Raw genomic sequence first — 18812 nt, forward strand, 5'->3', positions numbered from 1 at the left:
AGGTTTTCAAACAATATATAGATAGCTTCTTTGAAGAAGTATGGCATATATTGTAGAAAATACAACCTTTCGAGACAGCCCCTCTATAGTTGGATTCAGATATGTATTGCCCGGCGTTATCATCTTACCGGATATCGAACACGCTCCTCACCCGTATCCCTTCCGCCTTCCCGGAGACAATCTTCACTCTCTTCTCATCCCCGTTCAGGTCAAAGTAATTATCCGACAGAATCAAATCTTCCTCCTTGTTTAGAATCTCCACGCTTTTCGCATACGCCTTTGCCGACACAACAATCTCATCGCCCTCCACACAAAAGGAAAGCTTTGGATCTTCATACCGGAAATATTTCGGGTATGAAAAAATAACCGTCCCGTCCGAAACCACTTCTCCATCCTTTCGCATTTCATAACTTACATACTCCGAAAATACGTCAACCTCCGGCAAAAGAACCTTGTCAAGCCACACGCTGGCAAGCGCGGGAACCTTCACTTCCTGCATGCCGCCGTCCCGGATTACCTGCGCCTTCCCATTGCGGACAGCCCAGGATACCTGCACACACTGTTCCTCCATCGTCTCATTTGCCACATTTAGCCGAATCGACTTTTCAAACACAAAATGCTCCCGGTTCATGTCCGCCTCCTGCGTCATCATCCCTTCCTCCTGACAGGAAATCAGCAAGGGCGCAAAGAAACGTTTTTCCGCATAGTGCAGCGCCTTCCATCTTCCGCAGTAATCAATGGACGACCAGGAAATAACCGGCCAGCAGTCATTGAGCTGCCACACAATCGCCCCCATACAGCGTCCCCGGTTCCGCCGGAAATGCTCCACGCCATACCGGATTGCATCTGCCTGCAGAAGCTGGGACGCATAAATCAGGGTATCGAAATCCGTAGGGTACAGATACGTCTGCTGCAGATAATTCATAATCTTCCCGTTTGCACCGTAATTGCGCTGATGCTTTTCCATCACATAGGAAAAAATGTTCATGTCCTTAGGGTCGTCGGTAAACGTCTCAATGGTCTTCCTGCTTGGGAAGGACTGGAACCCAAACTCAGACGCATAGCGGAAGAAATATTTGCGGTACTCGGAAAACGGCTTATTTCCGTGCCACACCTCCCAGTAATGCACATCCCCCCGGTTGGGGCTGTTGGGCGCGTCGAACGCCCCGCCGGACGACGGGCTTGCAGGCCAATAGAAGGTCTGCGGGTCATACTCTGCCAGCACTTCGGGAATCAACTGCTCATACATGATGACATAGTCCCGGACTTCCGTCTTCTTCGTGACCCAGTGATGCCCTTCCTCCACAAACATCTCCATTTCGTTATTGCCGCACCAAAGCCCCAGAGACGCATGGTGGCGGAGGCGTTTGATATTGTCGATGAATTCCTGGCGGATATTCGCCTTGAATTCCGGCGTCAGCTCATACACGGCACAGGCAAACATGAAATCCTGCCAGACAATCAGTCCCATCTCGTCGCAAATATCATAGAACCAGTCCTCCGGGTAATAGCCGCCGCCCCACACACGGACGGTGTTGTAATTCGCCGCCACGCATTGCGAAAGGAGTTTCCGGGTGGTTTCCGGCGTAACCCGCCCGAGCAAATGGTCTTCCGGAATATAATCCGCGCCCATGGCAAAGATGGCGACGCCGTTTACCTCATGGGCAAAGCTCTCCCCCCACGCATCCTTTTCAATCCCCATTGTCATTGTCCTAAGTCCTATCCGCCGCTCCCAGACATCGGCAGTCTCTCCGTCTGCATAGAGCATTACCTTCACGGTATAAAGTGGCTGAGCGCCGTAGCCGTTGGGCCACCAGAGCTTGGGATGTTCAATTAAGATATCTTTTGGAGAATCCGGATACTTTCGGAGCGTACCGTCAGGCTCTTTTATTTCTACCACATACCTGACATCCAGTGAATTTGGATGATTCCCTGTCCCCGCTAGTTCAGCCGGAGAATCCCCCTCATCCCGTGACTGCCCACAAACCCCAACATGTTTTGCGGTAACATCAAAGTGCAGCACAACATTCCCGTCTCCATGCTCCTGCCTGACAGAAACACTGTCAATCCTTGCCTTCTTCACCCCGATCAGCGATACCGGACGGAAGATTCCCGCATCCGGAAGATGCGCTCCCCAGTCCCACCCAAACATACAATGAGCCTTGCGCATATGGACGAAACCATCCATGGCATCCTCCGAACCCAGCGTCCGGCATTTGGCAAATTCTTCCCTTATGAACCTAAGGGGCGAGTGCAGCAAAACCCGCAGCACATTATCCTTTTCCCTGAGAATGCCTGTAACATCAAACTCCCAGACACGGTGCATATTATACGCCTTTCCAACCAATTCCTGATTCATATAAATATCGGCAATCGTATCCAACCCGTCAAAACGAAGGAAAATCCGCTCCTGTCCAAGCAGATCCTTATCCGAATCAAAGCTTACCTCATATTCATAATCATTTTCCATCAAAGGGAGGGCGCGGATTTCATTGTCCTTCCAGAATGGGTCTTCCATGCTGCCGTTTCGCAGTAAATCCGTGTAGACCGTTCCCGGAACAACGGCGGGCTGGTCAGGTTCTCCCTGACACCGCAGCCGCCAGTTTTTATCTAAATTCTGTATTATCATACAACCTCCTGCTATTTCATTTCTGGCACAAAGATAAAAGAGCTGCCGCATCAAGCGCGATTCTTAATCTTACGCCCATGACAGCAGCTTCTTTCATTAATTCCTTGGATACTCGTTACACAATAACCGGTACGGCTCTTCATCCTCCTCAATCTCCGGGAAACGTCCAATTGGCTCATAGAACCGATTATCATGCTCATCGTCATTGCACATGGACACTTCCCCGAGAAGCACGTCGCCGCTCCCCTCTTCTACATGAAAATCATGATACATATACGGATAAATGGTAATACTCTCTCCCGGCGTCAGGCGCACTTTCGTACCCGCAGGTACGGTAAATTCCCGCCCATCGCAATGGACGGTGACATCCGTATCGGCAAACTCCAGATTCCCGTTTCGGATTGTAATCAATGAAAATCCTACCTCATCAAATTTGCCAAGGCCATAATCCGTGATATCCCACCCCAGCATATTGTCCCGGATCTCATCATATTCTGCACCCTTTGTCTTCCACTCGCCGGCAGGCCATTTGCAAAACGGTGGAATCTCAAATCCGTGAGCCTCTATCATTTCCTCCATATGTCTGATTTCTGCATTTATCTTTGAACGTTTCATTCCTGTCTCACCTTTCTTCTTTCTACTTTCTAATTTCTGCTTTTTGAACGTTTCTTCCTATTTCTGCAAAATCCCGGTCTGCTTTACGGAAACCCAGCCTGTTTTTTGCAAACTCCGCCTGCTTTACGCAAGCCCCGTCTGCTGTAGAAACTCTTCTGCCTCACGCCTCACCGCATCAAGCTCCCCGCCCGAAAGAAACGTCAGTACAATCTTCTTATGCTCTGTGGCAAACGGCTCCATCTCATGAAGGCTATTCTTTTCCAAATGATATACTTTTCCATAAACACTGGAATTCGCCGGTTCCAGCCCAATAACATAATCCCCGGATGCAATGGACTTCCACTGCATGAAATACGGCAACTCCCTTACATTATAATCTACCCTAAGCCCAATCCCCAGTTTCCGGTTGAGTACTGCGGCAAACGTGTTTCCTTCCGGGTCTGCCGCCATCTCATGCAGGAAAACATACTCCGGCTCATTGTCTTTTGGCGGCTCCATACGGTTCCAATACGCTGTGTTCACCGCCGCCGCATCATCCCTTGGAGTCACCTTCCTTGTAGGAATCAAAATCTCAGAATCCTCACACAGAAGCGGGTAGCCTACATTGATATGGTATAGCAGCATCATCGGCTCCCTGCCAAACCCCTCATTGGTAATCTCATCCTCAATGCAGATACGGTTCTTTCCGTAACAGGTGGTAATCGTCCTGCGAAGCGACAGGTTCTCTCCGAAAAGTTCTGCCTCCCGCATCGTCCCCGATATTGTCATAACATAGTCGTTCCCTGCCCACCTCGCATCTGCCCCTACCTGTTCCCCAGGCGTCGTGCGGATTCGTCCGTGCATAGGGTAATCCTTGCCATCAACCCGGCAGGGCGCACAGATATTTTCAAGCCCGCAGGTAAATAACATCCCGCCCATAATACTGCGCTGCGCCTCCGCCCCATTAGTATCAAAATGATTCCGCCCCATAAGCCCCGGCTTCGCAAGAAAACTTACGTTATGTCCGCAAAACGACACATCTGCCAGATCAAGACATTTATCAGCCATCACATGGAATTGCAGAGAACCGTTCTTTACCTCGAACGCCCTCATTCCCCTTGCCCGTCCTTCCTCATACGTAATCGGGCGGACATAGGCGAGCTGCTGCATGTTTCCCACCAGCCCAAGTAACTCTTTCTTATCTTTCACAGGAAATCCCCCTTTTTTACACTTCATCCCAACTGGCTTTCATTAAATCCTGACTCTGACTCTGATTCACATTCCTTGCTCACCTTTAGCAAATCCAGAGCCAGCTTCACACTTCCGACACGGTATCCGCTGCATGCGAAGATTCCGCGAAGCCCCGGATTCACAAGAATCATCAGGGGCAGCTTTTCCGGATCTACATACATCCTCCGCGCAAGCGGTTCCACGATGTCGTCAAATACTCCGCAGACAACCTTCCCGTCCGGAAATGCTTCTAAAACCTTCTCCCATGCCGCCGTTCTCTGGATATCGCCTTCTTGCAGCACAAAACATAACCCGGCGTCCATGCGCCGCAAGGTTTCCTGAAGGGTCAGCATCTCATTTAACACATGCTCCGTGGGCTCTTCGCCAGGCGCAAGAAACATCAGGATATGCGCTTTGTTTCCGATAAGAGAAGCTGCAGGTTTGGAAACGCCATTCTCGGCAAGTTCAAAATCTTCCAATTGGTTAGACACCAGCATCTCTCCCCGGTCGCCTTGGCGCAAATACATTTCCACCTCAAAGGTCTGTCCCGAATCCAGATAAAACTTGCACTCCGCCGCAAGCTGATTGCCGCTGGGCATCCGGTTTGCGGTCAATATCCTGTATAATCCCGGTTCCACGTCCATCCTAAGCTCATTTCCTTCAAACTGCAGTTCCTGATAATCCAATGTCACAAAGCATCCCTGACGGTACTGCCCAATCGTCCAATTCTGGTAATAATTCCACTCTTCCCCTTCTTGACGTTTTAAAACAAGCGCGGCAGTTTCCGGCTGCCCTTCTTCCACCCCCGAAATCTTCACAAACCTTCCGTCCCGGTATACCTCCGCCTCCCGGGTCGCCTGATTCAGCCGCGCCGGGACGCCTAATGTCCGGCAGATTGCCGTACACAGAATCTTCCTGCTCAAAGGAGAGCCAAGCTTAATTTTCAGGGTATTTACCGGAGTGGATAATAACGCGCTGTAGTCATACTTCTCGTCGTATCCAACCTGTTCCCTTACATATTCCCAGATTCGCCTTGGTTCCTTCCGGAACTTCTCAATCTCACCGGCTCCCACGCCTTCTTCCAGCCAATCCAGAAGCTCCTTTCTGTAACAGGTCAGCTCTTCAAAATAAATCCGCGGGCAGAGGATGTATCTGGTATAAATATCCAGCTCCCCTCTCTCCTCCCATTCTGCACGGTATCGGGACGCCTCGCTCAGATGCCGGTTCAGCAAATCCGCCGTAACGTCCTTATAGTCCTTTTCGCTAAGGGCATGAAGCATTCCCTTCCGGTCCGGGTTTGTATCCTGATCTAAAAATGCATACACCTGCTCAAAATTTCCTGACGCCAGCCGCAGGATTTCCCGCTCCTCTGGATACTTTTTCCCGAGTTCTTCCTGGAAAAAGCCCGCAATCCGGTTCTTGCGCATTTCAGCCGACGCCAAGACCCGCTCCCGGTTCTTTATTTTCTGTTCCCGCGTCACATGTGAGGCATAGACAGAAGCTTCCTTAGGAGCCTTAATGTCCATCTCGATCCACCCGAAAGCGCCCCGCTGTCCGGCTGCTTCCTTCGTAAGTCCATGCTGGGGTTCTTCCTTAATTGTAAGCAAAACCTCACTTACATCTTGCGTATGAATCAGCGTCTCGCCAATCCTGCCGTCCTTCACTGCCCACAGATGAACCGTCCCTTTTCCAAGGCACAGCGACGTCTCCCTGGCAGCGTCCGTGACAAGAACCGCGATATTGGCGAACTCGGCGCTGTTCAGAACCTCCACAAAAACTCTTGCATTTTCTGCCGGCGTACCGTCCGCTTCCGCCACCTTTACACGAAGCTCTCCCGTCTCCGTATAGCTAGAAGTAACATTTCGGTAGCACAGGCATCCTTCCCGCCAATACTGCTGCCCTCCATTTTCTACGCTATAATCTGAAAATTCTCTTGCATGAACCATCATCGTTCTTGACGAAGCATTCTTAAACCACCCTCTATCCAGTACTTCCTCCGGCTCACATGCCCCAAGAAAATGCCATTGCCCGTCTACGTAGACCTCCACCCATGCATGGTTATCATCGCAATGCGCCCATCTTGGCGTATATACCTGTCTTGCCGGAATCCCGACACTGCGGAATGCCGTAACCGCAAACGTAGACTCCTCCCCGCAGCGCCCTTTTCCGGCACGGTACATACCCAGCGGGGAAATCGTCCGGTTATCCGAGGCTTCGTAGGAAGCATGTTCCGCACACCAGTAATTAATTTCCAAAACAGCCTCCTTAGCCGTCTTCATCCGGACTCTGTCAATGAGCCGGTCGTAGAAGAAACGTCGGCAGTCTTCGATATTCTCATTATTCACCCGGTAATACAGGACATCGTTCAGGAAAATGTCCTCAGGAAGTTCCCGGCACCAATCCATTGTGTCATACACCATGAGCGCGTGGCGGACGAATCCTAAAAACACCTCAAAATCATATTCACCGGCGTCCCGGATTGGCATCGTACCATAAAAAAATTTCATCAAGACTTGTTCATCTGGCGTACAGCCCTTTAACTTATCCTCAATCTCATCTTTCAAGCCACCTAACATATGTAACCGGTTGTCTATATGCTCCTGCGCATAATTTCTTAATTTTTCTGAAAACATTCCCATTCCTCCGCTCGTATTTTTTCTCTCCATCATGCATACGGCAGAAATTACGCCTGTCCCCGTAAAATCTCGCCTGCCCGCCGGATCTCCTCTCCATCCGTGCGGAAAATCTCAAACTCACTCAGCCCCGGCAGCCCCATGCTGACATGCTCATTCCGGTAAACCATGCCGCTGTCCAACTTCCTTTTTCCGGACATATGGAAACTTCCTGCATGAATTTCCTCCTTCAACTGCCGTATGGCCTCTGCGTTCACCCCGCTGCCGATAAGAATCTCAATCCGTCCGCCGGCAAGAACCAAGAGTTCCTTCAATACCTCCTTCCCCGCTATACAGTCACACGCCTGCCCCGAAGTCAGAATCGTATCTATCCTCAGGGAAACCGCCTCCTCAAGCGCCTGCCTGTAATCCCGGCACACGTCAAACGCCCGATGGAGCGTAAACTTCAACCCGCCTGCACACTCCCTAAGCTCTTTCATCCTTTCAAGGTCAAGATTCCCGTCCGCACACAGGCATCCGGCTACAATGCCGTCAGCCCCCAGTTCCCGGAACATCCGTATATCCTCCTTTATCATCCGGAACTCCGCATCCGTGTACAAAAAATCCCCGCATCTCGGACGCACCAGAACATTCAGCTTAATACCACATGCTTCCCGGATCTGCTTAAACTGGCTCACCCCAGGAGTCGTCCCTCCAATAATCAGATTCCCACAGACTTCAAGGCAGTCCGCTCCTCCTTCCTGCGCAATCATAGCAGACTCCACAGAATCAACGCACACTTCCAACTTAGGCATCTTCTTTTCGCTCATAATTATCCCCATTTTCCTTTGCATTTTTATAAGATGGGCAGCCCTCCCAAACACACCCCGGGGCTGCCCTTTCTTCTTATTCTACTTCTTGGTCTTCATGCCGTCAATCTGTTTTCTGCATCTTTCATTACTGCTCTTTCCACTCGTCGATCTGCTTCTGCATCTCCTCGATTACCATGTCAATCCCCGTCGCTTCTAACTTTTCCTGAAGCTTCGGCAGATATTCATCCGGGTCAACGCTTCCCGTATACAGCGACTTTCCGAATTCATCCAGCACGTTACCGAATCCTGCCACCTCTGTGCTCACCGGCTCTAAGTCAAAATCAAACCCAAAGGACGGAGCCTCCACGGATGAAGAATTAAACTCCTTGAACGTCGCCCATTTGTCAACCGGCTCGTTTTCCAGAACGTAAGTATTGAACAGTCCCCCCTGCACCCAATAGGACACGGAGTAATTCTTCCTGGTCTCCTCATTCATCTTAATCTTGTTGTCATACACATAAGGTTTCCCCTCTGCTTCTGCCGCTTCGTCTGCCGGGACGTCCACCTTATCCCAGTGCTCTCCCTCAATCCCATAGTTCAGCAGGTTGCGCAGGTACTCATCCGTATTAATCAGGTTCAGAAGCTCTACCGCCTTTTCCGGGTGATCCGTCTGGGCATTGATTGCCGTCAGCGCGCCCCGGGCGGAAATGTTGGTCACATAGGTATCCATAATCGGGGTAGCAACTACCTCGTACCCAAGGTCTTTCCCCCATACCAGCTCTGCATAAGGCTGACCGTCACCCTTGGCCACAAAACGCTTAACCGACTTGTCGTCAGAAGCCGTGGCTGCATCCTTATTGATATAGCCCGCCTGATAATACTTCCGCATGGTCTTCAGCGTCGATTTCATTTTCTCCGTCTCAAACACATTTTTCACCGTCAGAGTCTCGTCGCCGTACTCAATCCCCACCGGGTTCTGGATCAAATCCATGTAAATCGGAGCAGAATAACTGCTGGTTAAATACATAGGCACCACGTCCGGCTCCTTCTCCTTGATGAGTTCAAGCCATGGCTCCAAATCCTCAAGGCTGTGAATCTCGTCTACCGGAATGTCATATTTGTCCACATACTCCTTCGTAAATACCCACATGGGCATACTTCCGATTTCCTTCTCGCTGGGTACGCCGTAAGTCTTGCCCTGTACCTTTGCAGCCTCCCAGAAACGCTCGTCGATGTTCTTGTACATCTCGGTATCCTTGATATAATCGTCAATCTCAAGAAAGGCGCCTTTGTTGGAATTCTGGAGATAATTATTTGCCCAGGAACAGGTAAAACACAGATCCCAGTCGTCGCCCGTATTGATTACTACCTGCATCTTCTGGTCATAATCACCCCATCCTGCCGTGTTGATTTTCAGTTTCACGCCAATCTGTTCACCGATGTATTCATTTACCTTCTCGAGAACCTTATCCTGATCTTTCTGGGCGTCTCCAATCTGCCACCAAGTCAGCTCCACAATCTCCTCGCCGCTGGAATTCGTCTCCGTCTTCTTCCTGCCGCAGCCGGCCGTAAGCCCTGCCGCCATGGCTATGGCAAGTCCCGCCGCCGCGAATCTCTTTAACGTCTGCAATTTCATCCTCATTTTCCTCCTCTTTCATCTTACTCTTTTACTGCGCCCACCGTCAATCCATTTACAAAGTACCTCTGGAAGAAGGGGTAGGCAAATATAATCGGCAGCGTGGAAATGACCACGATTGCCATCTTAATGGTTTCTTTCGGCATATTTGCCGCAGCCGTAATCCCGTCAACACCCATGGTCGCCTTGTTGTTGGCAAGCCAGTCGATGGAACTCTCAATCTGAATCAGCAGATATTGCAGCGGGATCAAATCCCTGTTATCCATATACATCGCGGGCCGGAGTTTCTGGGGAGCTGGTAGAACAGGCCGAAATCAGCCTTGAAAATTCCGCCCACAGACATAATCAAAAGGATTGTGATGACCGGCTTTAACAGCGGCAGCGTAATGTATTTAATCTGCTGCCATTTCGACGCACCGTCCAGAACCGCCGCCTCGTAATAGGTCTTGTCGATTCCGCAGATGGACGCCAGATAGACTACGGTGTTATAACCCATTCCCTTCCACTGGCTCATGAAAATGATGAAAAACGGCCAGTATTTCTTCTCCGTATACCAGGAAACCGGTTCTCCGCCGAACTGCTGGATGATTGCATTGAAATAACCCTTTTCGGGATTCAGGAACGCAAACACGCAGTAGCTTACGACTACCCATGACAGGAAATAGGGCAGGAACATGGAACTCTGGTAGATTTTCATCATTCCTTTGTTCTTGATTTCATTTAATAACAGCGCAAGCACGACTGGCACAGCGACACCTAAGATGATAAATGCCAGATTATAAAGCACCGTATTTCTTACGATAATCCATGCGTCGCCGCTGCTGAACAGGAACTTGAAATTATCAAACCAGACCGTCTCGCTGGTGAACAGATTATAGAAAAAACCGTCCCCGGACAACCGGAATTTCTTGAATGCTACCAGGATACCGAACAACGGCAGGTATGCAAAAAACAGAAACCAGATTGCTCCCGGCATGCTTAAAATAAGCAGCTCTTTATTCGCCTTGAGCCGGCTAAGGAAATTCCCCTTAGGCTTCCCGGCTTTTTTTGTATTCGCCTTCAACTCTTAACCTCCTCCTTTTCGCCGACATTCTCTCCGCTCTTTTTGCGGCCGCATTTTCTTGGCGTGGACGGAATGCCATACCGTCTGTCAACTTACCGGTTCGTTAAACTGCGGTATTTTTTGCTTGTATCAACTATATCATTGTGCAGTTTGTATTGAAAGTTGAAAACTTTCAGGTTCATTGGATAAATTCTAGCACAAAAAATTCGTGAAATAATTTGTCCATTATTTCACGATTTTGTACAGTCTTATTCAATTTTCTCTATGCCGCGCAAGTTTTTAGCTGGTATACATGGTCAAACTGCGCCTTACGTTCCGGCGCAAGGTGATGGCTCACCAGAATCAACGTCAGTTCTGGGTTCGCCAGCAGGCTCTCCTCCACAATATTCGCATTCTTTTCATCTAACGCGCTGGTTCCCTCGTCCACTAGAAGGATGGAACGGTCATGGATGAGCGCGCGGGCGATTGCAACCCTCTGCCTCTGCCCGCCGGAGAGGTTGCTTCCCTCCTCGCCTACCGCCGTGTCAAGACCGTCCGGCATATTGGCTAAATCACCAGCCAATGCGCTGTCTTTCAAGGCTTTTTGCATCTGCCCGTCTGTAAAATCCCCTCCCAGCGTGATGTTGTCACGGATGGTCGTGTTAAAAAGAACAACATCCTGAGCAATATAACTCATCTGCTGCAAAAGCTCCTCGGTTGTAAAGTCCTTAGCGTCCCTTCCGTCAAACCGGATGATTCCGCTATAGTCCGGAAGCCACCCAAGAAGAAGTTTCAGCAGCGTGGATTTGCCGCAGCCAGAGGAACCGGTGAGGGCGTATTTGCCGCCCTTTCGGAAAGTTGCGGACATATCTTTTAAAATCGGTTTCTCACCGTAATTGAAGCTTACGTTCTCCACAGTAATACAGTCCTGTACCGGCTTCGTACCCTGTGGCTTCTGAGGCGTACTGCCGTCGTCATAGACGGTGATACGGGCAAAGTATGGCTTACTGGCAGAAAAGCACATACGGCAACTGGCAAGCTGATCCAGTCCGTTGGAGATAGCGCTGCTCGGGTTGCCAACGCCAGCCAAAGTAGCGTAGGGAATAATCCTCATGATTACCAATACCACAGTATAGACATAAATAATCGTCTGAGAAAGAATATTCACCATTCCAACGCCGTCATAAATCATTCCTGCTTTACAAGTCTCCTGATATGCGGGTTCTTCTATCTGTTCGCTCGCTTTGTCTATCCCTTTCCGAAACCGGACGCCCCTGCCAAAAAAGCGAAGGACATCATACCCGCGTAACAAGTCTTTCAGTCCGCCGGTTGCCGCCGCCTGACCTTGCGCACACTTTTCACTCAAATACTCCAACTTTTTTTCAAACAGCTTGGGCATAACAATCATAATCACTGCAGAGATGAACACCAGCGGCAGCAATGACCACTGAACGCAAGCCAAGATTACGATATTCGTAATTACCTGTGCTGAATAAGCGGTAAACTGGAAGAATGAATCCCATGCCTTCTCTTCTATCTCCTTAATGCCTGCGGTAAACCAGGACAGATACTCCCCGCTGTCCTGTGCATGGAATTCCTGGTAGTCTTTTTTCAGCAGCGATGCCGCCATATCACGCCGGACCATGTTGTTCATCTTCCGGACTGCACGTCCCCTGAAAATTCTTACCAGATAGTCAAGAAATAGGTACATCCCCCAGCCTGCCATATGCAGCGCCTCCCAGAAGAGAAAGAGATATAAATCAAAATCCAGAATTGCCTGTACCCTCTGCACCATAAGCAGGGCAAAACTTGCTTGTATCGCATGCATACAGAACTGGAGAATAATGACAATCAGATTCGCTTTCCATAATTTTTTTAAATAATAGGACATAACAATCCCTCCTCAAAAAAGCAAAAACTATTTAATAGCTAAACGCGCATCATAAGGGCATCCCCCCTCTGTACGTCCGTCTACCACTAACTGTTTTCTGCAGGCAAGATTAAGACAGCTCAGCAGAGACGGGCAGGTACTGCACTCCGATTTCAAATCACTTCCAGACCACAAACGATTGGCTTCTTCATCCAAAATAACACCTTTATCCGGATCTACAGTCCCCACGAGATTTTTAGGATGATCCAGGGCGACAGTACATTTTTCAATCTTACCATTAGGACGAAATACAAACCCGTATGGATAAGATGCATAGCATACATTTGAAAAAGGAACCTCATCCTGCTTCCCCCATTGCATGCCAATCTTATCTATATACGCCTTGTGCGCCAGTATGAGTTCTTTTTTACTTTCTTTTTTTTGTAAATCCAGAGCCTTCACAGTTTTGCCGCCCCAATCGCCCACAGGGACAACCAACATAAAAAATCGTTTATCATTACCGAACAAATCATACAAATGATCATACCAGGTGAAATCCATATCATTAGCGAGAATATTTCGCCGGAGGGTAATATGGAACGGATACCTTTCAGCGTCCAAAGAAGCAAGCAAGACCAGATTGTCTAATATGGTTTGCAATGTTCCGCCGCCTGAGACATGGGGGCGGATCTTATCATGTCCCCAGCCATCCAGAGTAATCTGGTAATCGGTTATCCCTGCTGCATAATACTCTTGAAAATTCTTTGCATCAAGAAGATATCCATTCGTGGTCATGCTGGATGTAAAATGGAATTGGTGTTTTTCCTGAAGCTCCTGAACAAGGGCGTTTGTTTCCAATATAACATCCTTACATAAAGTTGGCTCTCCTCCGAACCAACTAATATGAATATTAGGAAAACGAGATGCCTGCTCTGTAATATATTCTTGGATTCGATCCAGTGTATCCCGAAACATAGATACCGCCCTATGTACTTCATAACAATAAGGACACCGGAAATTGCATCCTTCTGTAGGCATGATAGTCAACATTAAAGTATTATTCAGCAGGTTCTTAACCTCAGCCACTGCGGTTCTTATCTCTTCGTTATTCAGCAGCAATTCTTGTTCATGAAGAAACTTCGTCAAAGGTGTAGAAATCTCCGGACATCCTCCTGATTTGACAATTGTGCGAAACTCCTCTTGAATGTCGGGTTCAGTGAGCATAACCTTGTTTTGCAATAACTTGGAGGATACGTAGATCGCTCCGTTTTCTTCATAGTGGGTAGTGTAGCCTGGAAGAATGTACATGGTGTTCCCCTTTCGTTGAATAAATTTTTTATCTGATTTGGCGAAAAGGATCTCGGGAAATCCTGAGACCCTTTTGATTTTGGAATTAAAATTAACAGTTGCAATTTCCATGAGCGGTAGGCTTACCGTTTCCTCCACGTACATTAATGCTTTTCTTTTCTTCAATAACCTGCATGTCTGTATCTCCTTTCCTCCGTATTCAACACTGGAAACTCTGTGTCACTCTTACTTCCTTTGCTGTGATTATAAGATACCACATACCACCTGAACATCCCATGTCGTCCCATGTTTCTTTTCAATAACACAAAACGATAACCCAATCTCTCAACTTGACGGGAAAAAGGCGAAACTCTCCTGGAATATCTTCCCGAAATTTGGCAATACTTTCCTCATAATCTAGCTATATTTTGCATTATTTCCTGTGAATTACCATAATAATTCAAAATATTAACACTTCTCTTGACTTGGATATAATAATATTATTATTACACTAAAGGAGACAACTTTATGAAAGAACTATTCCTTGGCGAGTATATCCGCCAAGAACGGCTGAAACAAGGGGTTACACAGGAGCAGTTGTGTTTGTGTTTCCTGATCCTGCTCTGTATCTTTCTTGCCAGTTTGAGTCAATGGCTGACATCCCGAAAGAATAAATGTTACTAACATAACGTATATTAAAATTTTTATAAATCTTTTTTTCTCCATCTATACCATTCCTTCCTAAATTATTTTCTAAATATATTCCCTTTAATAATATTTAACAATTTAAAGATACTATGTATCGTTCTCATATTCCTTAGGGTAACTATAAGATACCACCTCCCGCCTAAGTATCCCATATCGTCCCGTGTTTCTTTTAAATAACACAAAACGATAACGCAAACCATCTTAACTTGACGGAGGAAATACCGCATAGTAATAAAGCTATTATATATACAAATCCTTTTTACACAATAAATCTAGCTATATTTTGCATTATTTCCTGTGAATTACCATAATAATTCAAAATATTAACACTTCTCTTGACTTGAATATAATAATATTACATAATAATATTATTATTACACTAAAGGAGACAACTTTATGAAAGAACTATTCCTTGGCGAGTATATCCGCCAAGAACGGCTGAAACAAGGGGTTACACAGGAGCAGTTGTGCGAAGGCATCTGCGAACCCATTACTGTTTCCCGCATGGAAAACGGCAAACAGACCCCTTCCTACAATCGAATCCGCGCTTTCCTGCAGCGTCTTTCCCTACCGGACGACCGATATTTCGCTGTATTAAGCGAAAACGAACTGGAAATCAAGGGCTTACAGGACGAGATTCGCGCCGATGCCGTCCGTTTTTCCCAAGCCGTACCGGAAAATCAGCCCGATATCCAAGCGGCAGGGTTACAAAAACTGGAGAAACTGGAACGTCTCGCGGAACCAGACGACCGAATTATCCGCCAGTTCATTTTGACTATGAAGATAACCTTTGGCAAGCCGGACGGTTCTTACAGTTCCGTGGAAGCGTTGGAGGGTTTACTGGAAGCCCTTCACATCACAGTTCCTAACTGTAATCCGGAAACTTTCAACTTAGGTCTGTCCAGCTTGGATGAGACTTCGTTGATATGCCAGATTGCGTACATATATGCAAAGATGGGTCAATCGAATAAAGCACTTGACATATACCGTCATTTGTTTAAATATACGCAAAGTTCCAAATGTGAGACGTCCCGATATGCTGAAAAGTTTGCTTTAATTGCCCTTGGTTATACCCGTACACTCCTCTTAACAGAAAAGTATGAAGACGCACTTGAGATTGCCAAATTCGGACAGGAAGTTTGCGTAAAGTATGGTCAATATCAATTTCTTCCTGAACTTCTGGCGCTTCTGGGGAAATGCTATTTCTATAATGATGAGCTGGAGAACTGCAAAGAATTCTATCGGGCGGCATACTGTCTCTATAAAGAAACCGGAAATGACTACGGACGGCTTCTGATTGAAAATGAAGTAAAAGAAAAACTAAATTTGAAATATCCATTTTAGTCCCATGTCATTAAATTGACAAGGGAAATCATTCCTACATGACAAGATAAGGGGGAGCCTCATGAGAGAATTATCCTTGGGAGAATACATCAAACAAGAACGAATAAGACAGGGAATTACTCAGGAACAGTTATGTGAAGGCATCTGTGAACCAATTACGATTTCTCGTATGGAAAACGGGAAACAAATCCCATCCTATACTCGTATCTGTACTTTTCTTCAACGGCTGGGATTGCCAGACGACCAGTATTTCGCCTTGTTAAACCAGAACGAATTGGAAATAAAAACTTTACAGGATGAGATTCGTGCCGACATTATTCGATTCGGGCGAGCCAAGCCTGAAAACCGTCCAGCCATCCGTGCGTCTGGTATTCAAAAACTAGAAAAGCTAGAATGTACTAATGAACGAATTATCCAACAGTATATTCTAGCCATGAGGGGAAGTTTTGGCACACCCCAAGGTGCTTACAGCCCAAAGGAACGTTTAGAGCTTTTATTAGAAACTTTACACATTACTGTTCCAAATTGTAACTTAGAAGAAATCGGCCTTGGACTCTACAGTCTGGATGAAACTTCACTAATTAGCCAGATTGCAAATGTCTATGCAGATATGGGACAACTAAACAAATCCATTGACATTTATCGGCAGTTATTAAAGTATATACATAAACATTATAGTAAAATATCCCGCTATGCCGGAAAGGTTGCCTTGGTTTCTCATAACTATACACAAGTACTCCTCATATCAGGACGTTATAAAGATGCATTTGAGATTGCCGAACTTGGACGGAATATCTGTGTAAAGTACAATCACTATCAATTTCTGCCTGGATTTTTGGATCTTATAGGCGAATATCATTACTATAAAGGAAGCCTCGAAAAATGTAAAGAATACTACCGGGATGCTTACTGCCTTTATAAAGTGATTGGAAATGACCGCGATCGGCTTCTTTTGGAAAAAATGGCTAAAGAACAACTAAATATGGATTTTTGCTTTTAAAACTCCCACTCTTCCTTTTCGGGAGTCGCTGGATAAACTAACCTACCAGATCTAATGGCACAACCCCCCAATTTCTCCGAGTACTTAATGCTTTCCACTTTCACATTTTCTGAAACCACCAAAGGAATATCAGAATCGGGATTCGGACTGGCATAGACCTCCGTATGCAGCAAAGAGATACTCAGCAACAACGCCGCCAATAGTGCCGTTAATTTGTTTTTCATTTTGGTAAAACCATCCTTTCTTTTTCTTATGGCAACAGAATACACCACAATCTCCCCAGAACACCGCATCGTTCTGGGTTTTTTATCTTTAACGGTAAACGGTAGATAACACGTACCTAGAATTCCGCCAAAAAATATGAGAGAATACTTCTAAAAGCAAACAGAGTATTCTCTCATAATTATTTCATTTTGTTTGTGTCTGTTTCCGACATCTTTCTGGAAGATTTGGCGACCAGGGGAGTAGGTCTTCACAGAAGCTTAGATCTGTGTCATCCATATGTTTGGGTATCTCTGTCAGTAGATATTCAAAATAGTCATATGGCTTTAGGCTGTTTGCTTTTGCTGTTTCTGCAATACTGTATATTATGGCACTGGATTTTGCACCGGCTATGGTGTCTATCATCACCCAGTTCTTCTTTCCTATGCAGAATCCCCGAATGGATTGCTCCGCAGCGTTATTATCCATCGGTACTTCGCCATCGTCCAGAAATACTTTCAGGTATTTCTCCTGGTTGATGGAATACTGGAATCCTTCCCAGGTCTTGCTTTTTTGCGGCACTTTTAAAAGATTTTCACGTACCCATGTGAAATAAGCCTCCACCAGAGGTCTCACGCTCAACTGGCGGCGGTCTTTTCGATCTTTTGCCGGGAGGTCTTTTAATTGCTTCTCTTCCCGGTAGATGGCCTGGATCATGGTCAGTGCCAGATATGCCCGGCTGTCTTTCTGCCTCGATTTGGGCAGCGCCTTTACAGCTTCGTCATACCTGCGCCGTGCATGTGACCAGCATCCGGCAACCCTCAGGTCCTCACGTTCTTTTTCCACTGTGTGGTAGACCTGGTATCCATCGGTAACACATATACCGTTGAAATCTTTCAGGAATTCCCGGGGATGGCTTGCATTCCGCGTTTTTTGGTATTCATACAGGACGATCTGCCTGCCGCTGTACATCTGGCTTGTGCGGTATACCCACATATAACTCTTGCTCCCTGCAGGGCGTCCGTCCTTGTTTACGGCCACAGGAGTCTCATCTGCCTGCAGTACATGATAATCATAAAGCTTTTTATGGAGGTAATCATAGAGTATTGCCAGATACCGCTCTGCACACTGAACCGTCCAGTACGCCATATCCTGTCTGGAGATCGCGATGCCATAACGTTCAAACTCTTTTTCCTGACGGTACAGGGGCAGCGCATTCACATATTTGGCATTCATCACCGCAGCTTCCAGGGATGGGGAAACAAGGCTCCCCTTCAAGAGATACCCGGGATGCCCTGCTTTGATGATCTTATCCTCGTTTTTCCCTGCATATACGGCCACATGGTGCTCTTCGACTTCTATTTTGGCCGGGGTAAAACGGTATCTGCGGTACACTTCATCGGGGAGCTGTTTCCATCCGGATTCGCCAAAGGTATCTGCAAGTTCTTCCGCTGTCATTGTATGCTCAACAACCACAACTGGAAGCCCTTCTAAATCCTGCTCCCGTTTTCCCTTTTTCTTCTGTATTTTTTTACGTGGAATCTCATCAGAACCAGTGCTCCCGGCACTTTCCCCGGCAACCGCTTCCGCCTCATTAAAGAATACAACCTTTCCATCTACCTCCATAAATGAGATCTGGTTCTCCACTTCATGCTTTTCAGAAGACCTGCCAAAACGCTGCCTTTTGGAATCCGCAAGCTGCTCCAAAACCAATTGAAGATTTTTATCTATATTTCTCAGTTGATTCTGTTGGGAGAGAAATAACTGGATGATCGTCTCCTTATCCATGTTTTCCAGTTTTTCTTCTGTGTACTCCGGTGCCATATGTTTCCCTCCCTCATTTTCTA

Annotated in this window: 15 protein-coding genes; 3 read left to right on the top strand and 12 right to left on the bottom strand. The window is 47.0% G+C overall.

Annotated elements, in window-relative coordinates:
• Positions 1 to 124 precede the first annotated feature (124 nt).
• From AC6I3O_RS19250 to AC6I3O_RS19295, 10 genes are all read right to left on the bottom strand, one after another.
• On the bottom strand, positions 125 to 2629 hold the full coding sequence (locus AC6I3O_RS19250) for a beta-mannosidase (RefSeq protein ID WP_497852249.1): 2505 nt from the start codon (positions 2627 to 2629) through the stop codon (positions 125 to 127).
• Positions 2630 to 2725: 96 nt separating this feature from the next.
• Positions 2726 to 3244, bottom strand: a complete 519-nt coding sequence (locus AC6I3O_RS19255; protein WP_497852250.1) for a D-lyxose/D-mannose family sugar isomerase — start codon at positions 3242 to 3244, stop codon at positions 2726 to 2728.
• Positions 3245 to 3367: 123 nt separating this feature from the next.
• Positions 3368 to 4432 (bottom strand): aldose 1-epimerase family protein, encoded by a 1065-nt coding sequence (locus AC6I3O_RS19260; RefSeq protein ID WP_497852251.1) that lies wholly within the window; start codon positions 4430 to 4432, stop codon positions 3368 to 3370.
• Positions 4433 to 4455: 23 nt separating this feature from the next.
• Positions 4456 to 7086 carry a transglutaminase domain-containing protein gene (locus AC6I3O_RS19265; RefSeq protein ID WP_497852252.1) on the bottom strand — a complete coding sequence of 877 codons (2631 nt, stop codon included), beginning with the start codon at positions 7084 to 7086 and terminating at the stop codon, positions 4456 to 4458.
• 50 nt (positions 7087 to 7136) lie between these two features.
• Positions 7137 to 7895, bottom strand: a complete 759-nt coding sequence (locus tag AC6I3O_RS19270) for a copper homeostasis protein CutC (protein ID WP_497852253.1) — start codon at positions 7893 to 7895, stop codon at positions 7137 to 7139.
• A gap of 127 nt (positions 7896 to 8022) precedes the next feature.
• The gene (locus tag AC6I3O_RS19275) at positions 8023 to 9513 is read right to left on the bottom strand and encodes an ABC transporter substrate-binding protein (protein WP_497852254.1); all 1491 of its coding nucleotides are present in this window, start codon (positions 9511 to 9513) and stop codon (positions 8023 to 8025) included.
• A gap of 23 nt (positions 9514 to 9536) precedes the next feature.
• Positions 9537 to 9764, bottom strand: a complete 228-nt coding sequence (locus tag AC6I3O_RS19280; RefSeq protein WP_497852255.1) for a hypothetical protein — start codon at positions 9762 to 9764, stop codon at positions 9537 to 9539.
• Positions 9761 to 10576, bottom strand: coding sequence for an ABC transporter permease (locus tag AC6I3O_RS19285; protein ID WP_497852256.1), 816 nt, complete (start codon positions 10574 to 10576; stop codon positions 9761 to 9763). Before AC6I3O_RS19285 ends, AC6I3O_RS19280 begins: the two co-directional genes overlap by 4 nt.
• Before the next feature lie 262 nt (positions 10577 to 10838).
• Positions 10839 to 12446, bottom strand: a complete 1608-nt coding sequence (locus tag AC6I3O_RS19290; protein ID WP_497852257.1) for an ATP-binding cassette domain-containing protein — start codon at positions 12444 to 12446, stop codon at positions 10839 to 10841.
• Between the two features lie 27 nt (positions 12447 to 12473).
• Positions 12474 to 13898: a radical SAM protein gene (locus tag AC6I3O_RS19295; protein ID WP_497852258.1), complete on the bottom strand. Its 1425-nt coding sequence runs from the start codon at positions 13896 to 13898 to the stop codon at positions 12474 to 12476.
• A gap of 342 nt (positions 13899 to 14240) precedes the next feature.
• Between AC6I3O_RS19295 and AC6I3O_RS19300 the strand changes: the two genes are divergently transcribed.
• The 3 genes from AC6I3O_RS19300 (at position 14241) to AC6I3O_RS19310 (ending at position 16764) form a co-directional block, all read left to right on the top strand.
• Positions 14241 to 14396 carry a hypothetical protein gene (locus AC6I3O_RS19300; RefSeq protein WP_497852259.1) on the top strand — a complete coding sequence of 52 codons (156 nt, stop codon included), beginning with the start codon at positions 14241 to 14243 and terminating at the stop codon, positions 14394 to 14396.
• A gap of 420 nt (positions 14397 to 14816) precedes the next feature.
• Positions 14817 to 15764, top strand: coding sequence for a helix-turn-helix domain-containing protein (locus AC6I3O_RS19305; protein WP_497852260.1), 948 nt, complete (start codon positions 14817 to 14819; stop codon positions 15762 to 15764).
• Positions 15765 to 15825: 61 nt separating this feature from the next.
• Entirely contained in the window at positions 15826 to 16764 is a 939-nt protein-coding gene (locus AC6I3O_RS19310) for a helix-turn-helix domain-containing protein (RefSeq protein WP_497852261.1), read from the top strand.
• Here AC6I3O_RS19310 and AC6I3O_RS19315 read toward each other — a convergent pair.
• Entirely contained in the window at positions 16761 to 16988 is a 228-nt protein-coding gene (locus AC6I3O_RS19315) for a hypothetical protein (protein WP_497852262.1), read from the bottom strand. The genes AC6I3O_RS19310 and AC6I3O_RS19315 overlap by 4 nt on opposite strands.
• 184 nt (positions 16989 to 17172) lie before the next feature.
• On the bottom strand, positions 17173 to 18789 hold the full coding sequence (gene tnpC / locus AC6I3O_RS19320; protein WP_497850691.1) for an IS66 family transposase: 1617 nt from the start codon (positions 18787 to 18789) through the stop codon (positions 17173 to 17175).
• Positions 18790 to 18812 lie beyond the last annotated feature (23 nt).

Source organism: Sporofaciens sp. St.21A7, assembly GCF_059728535.1.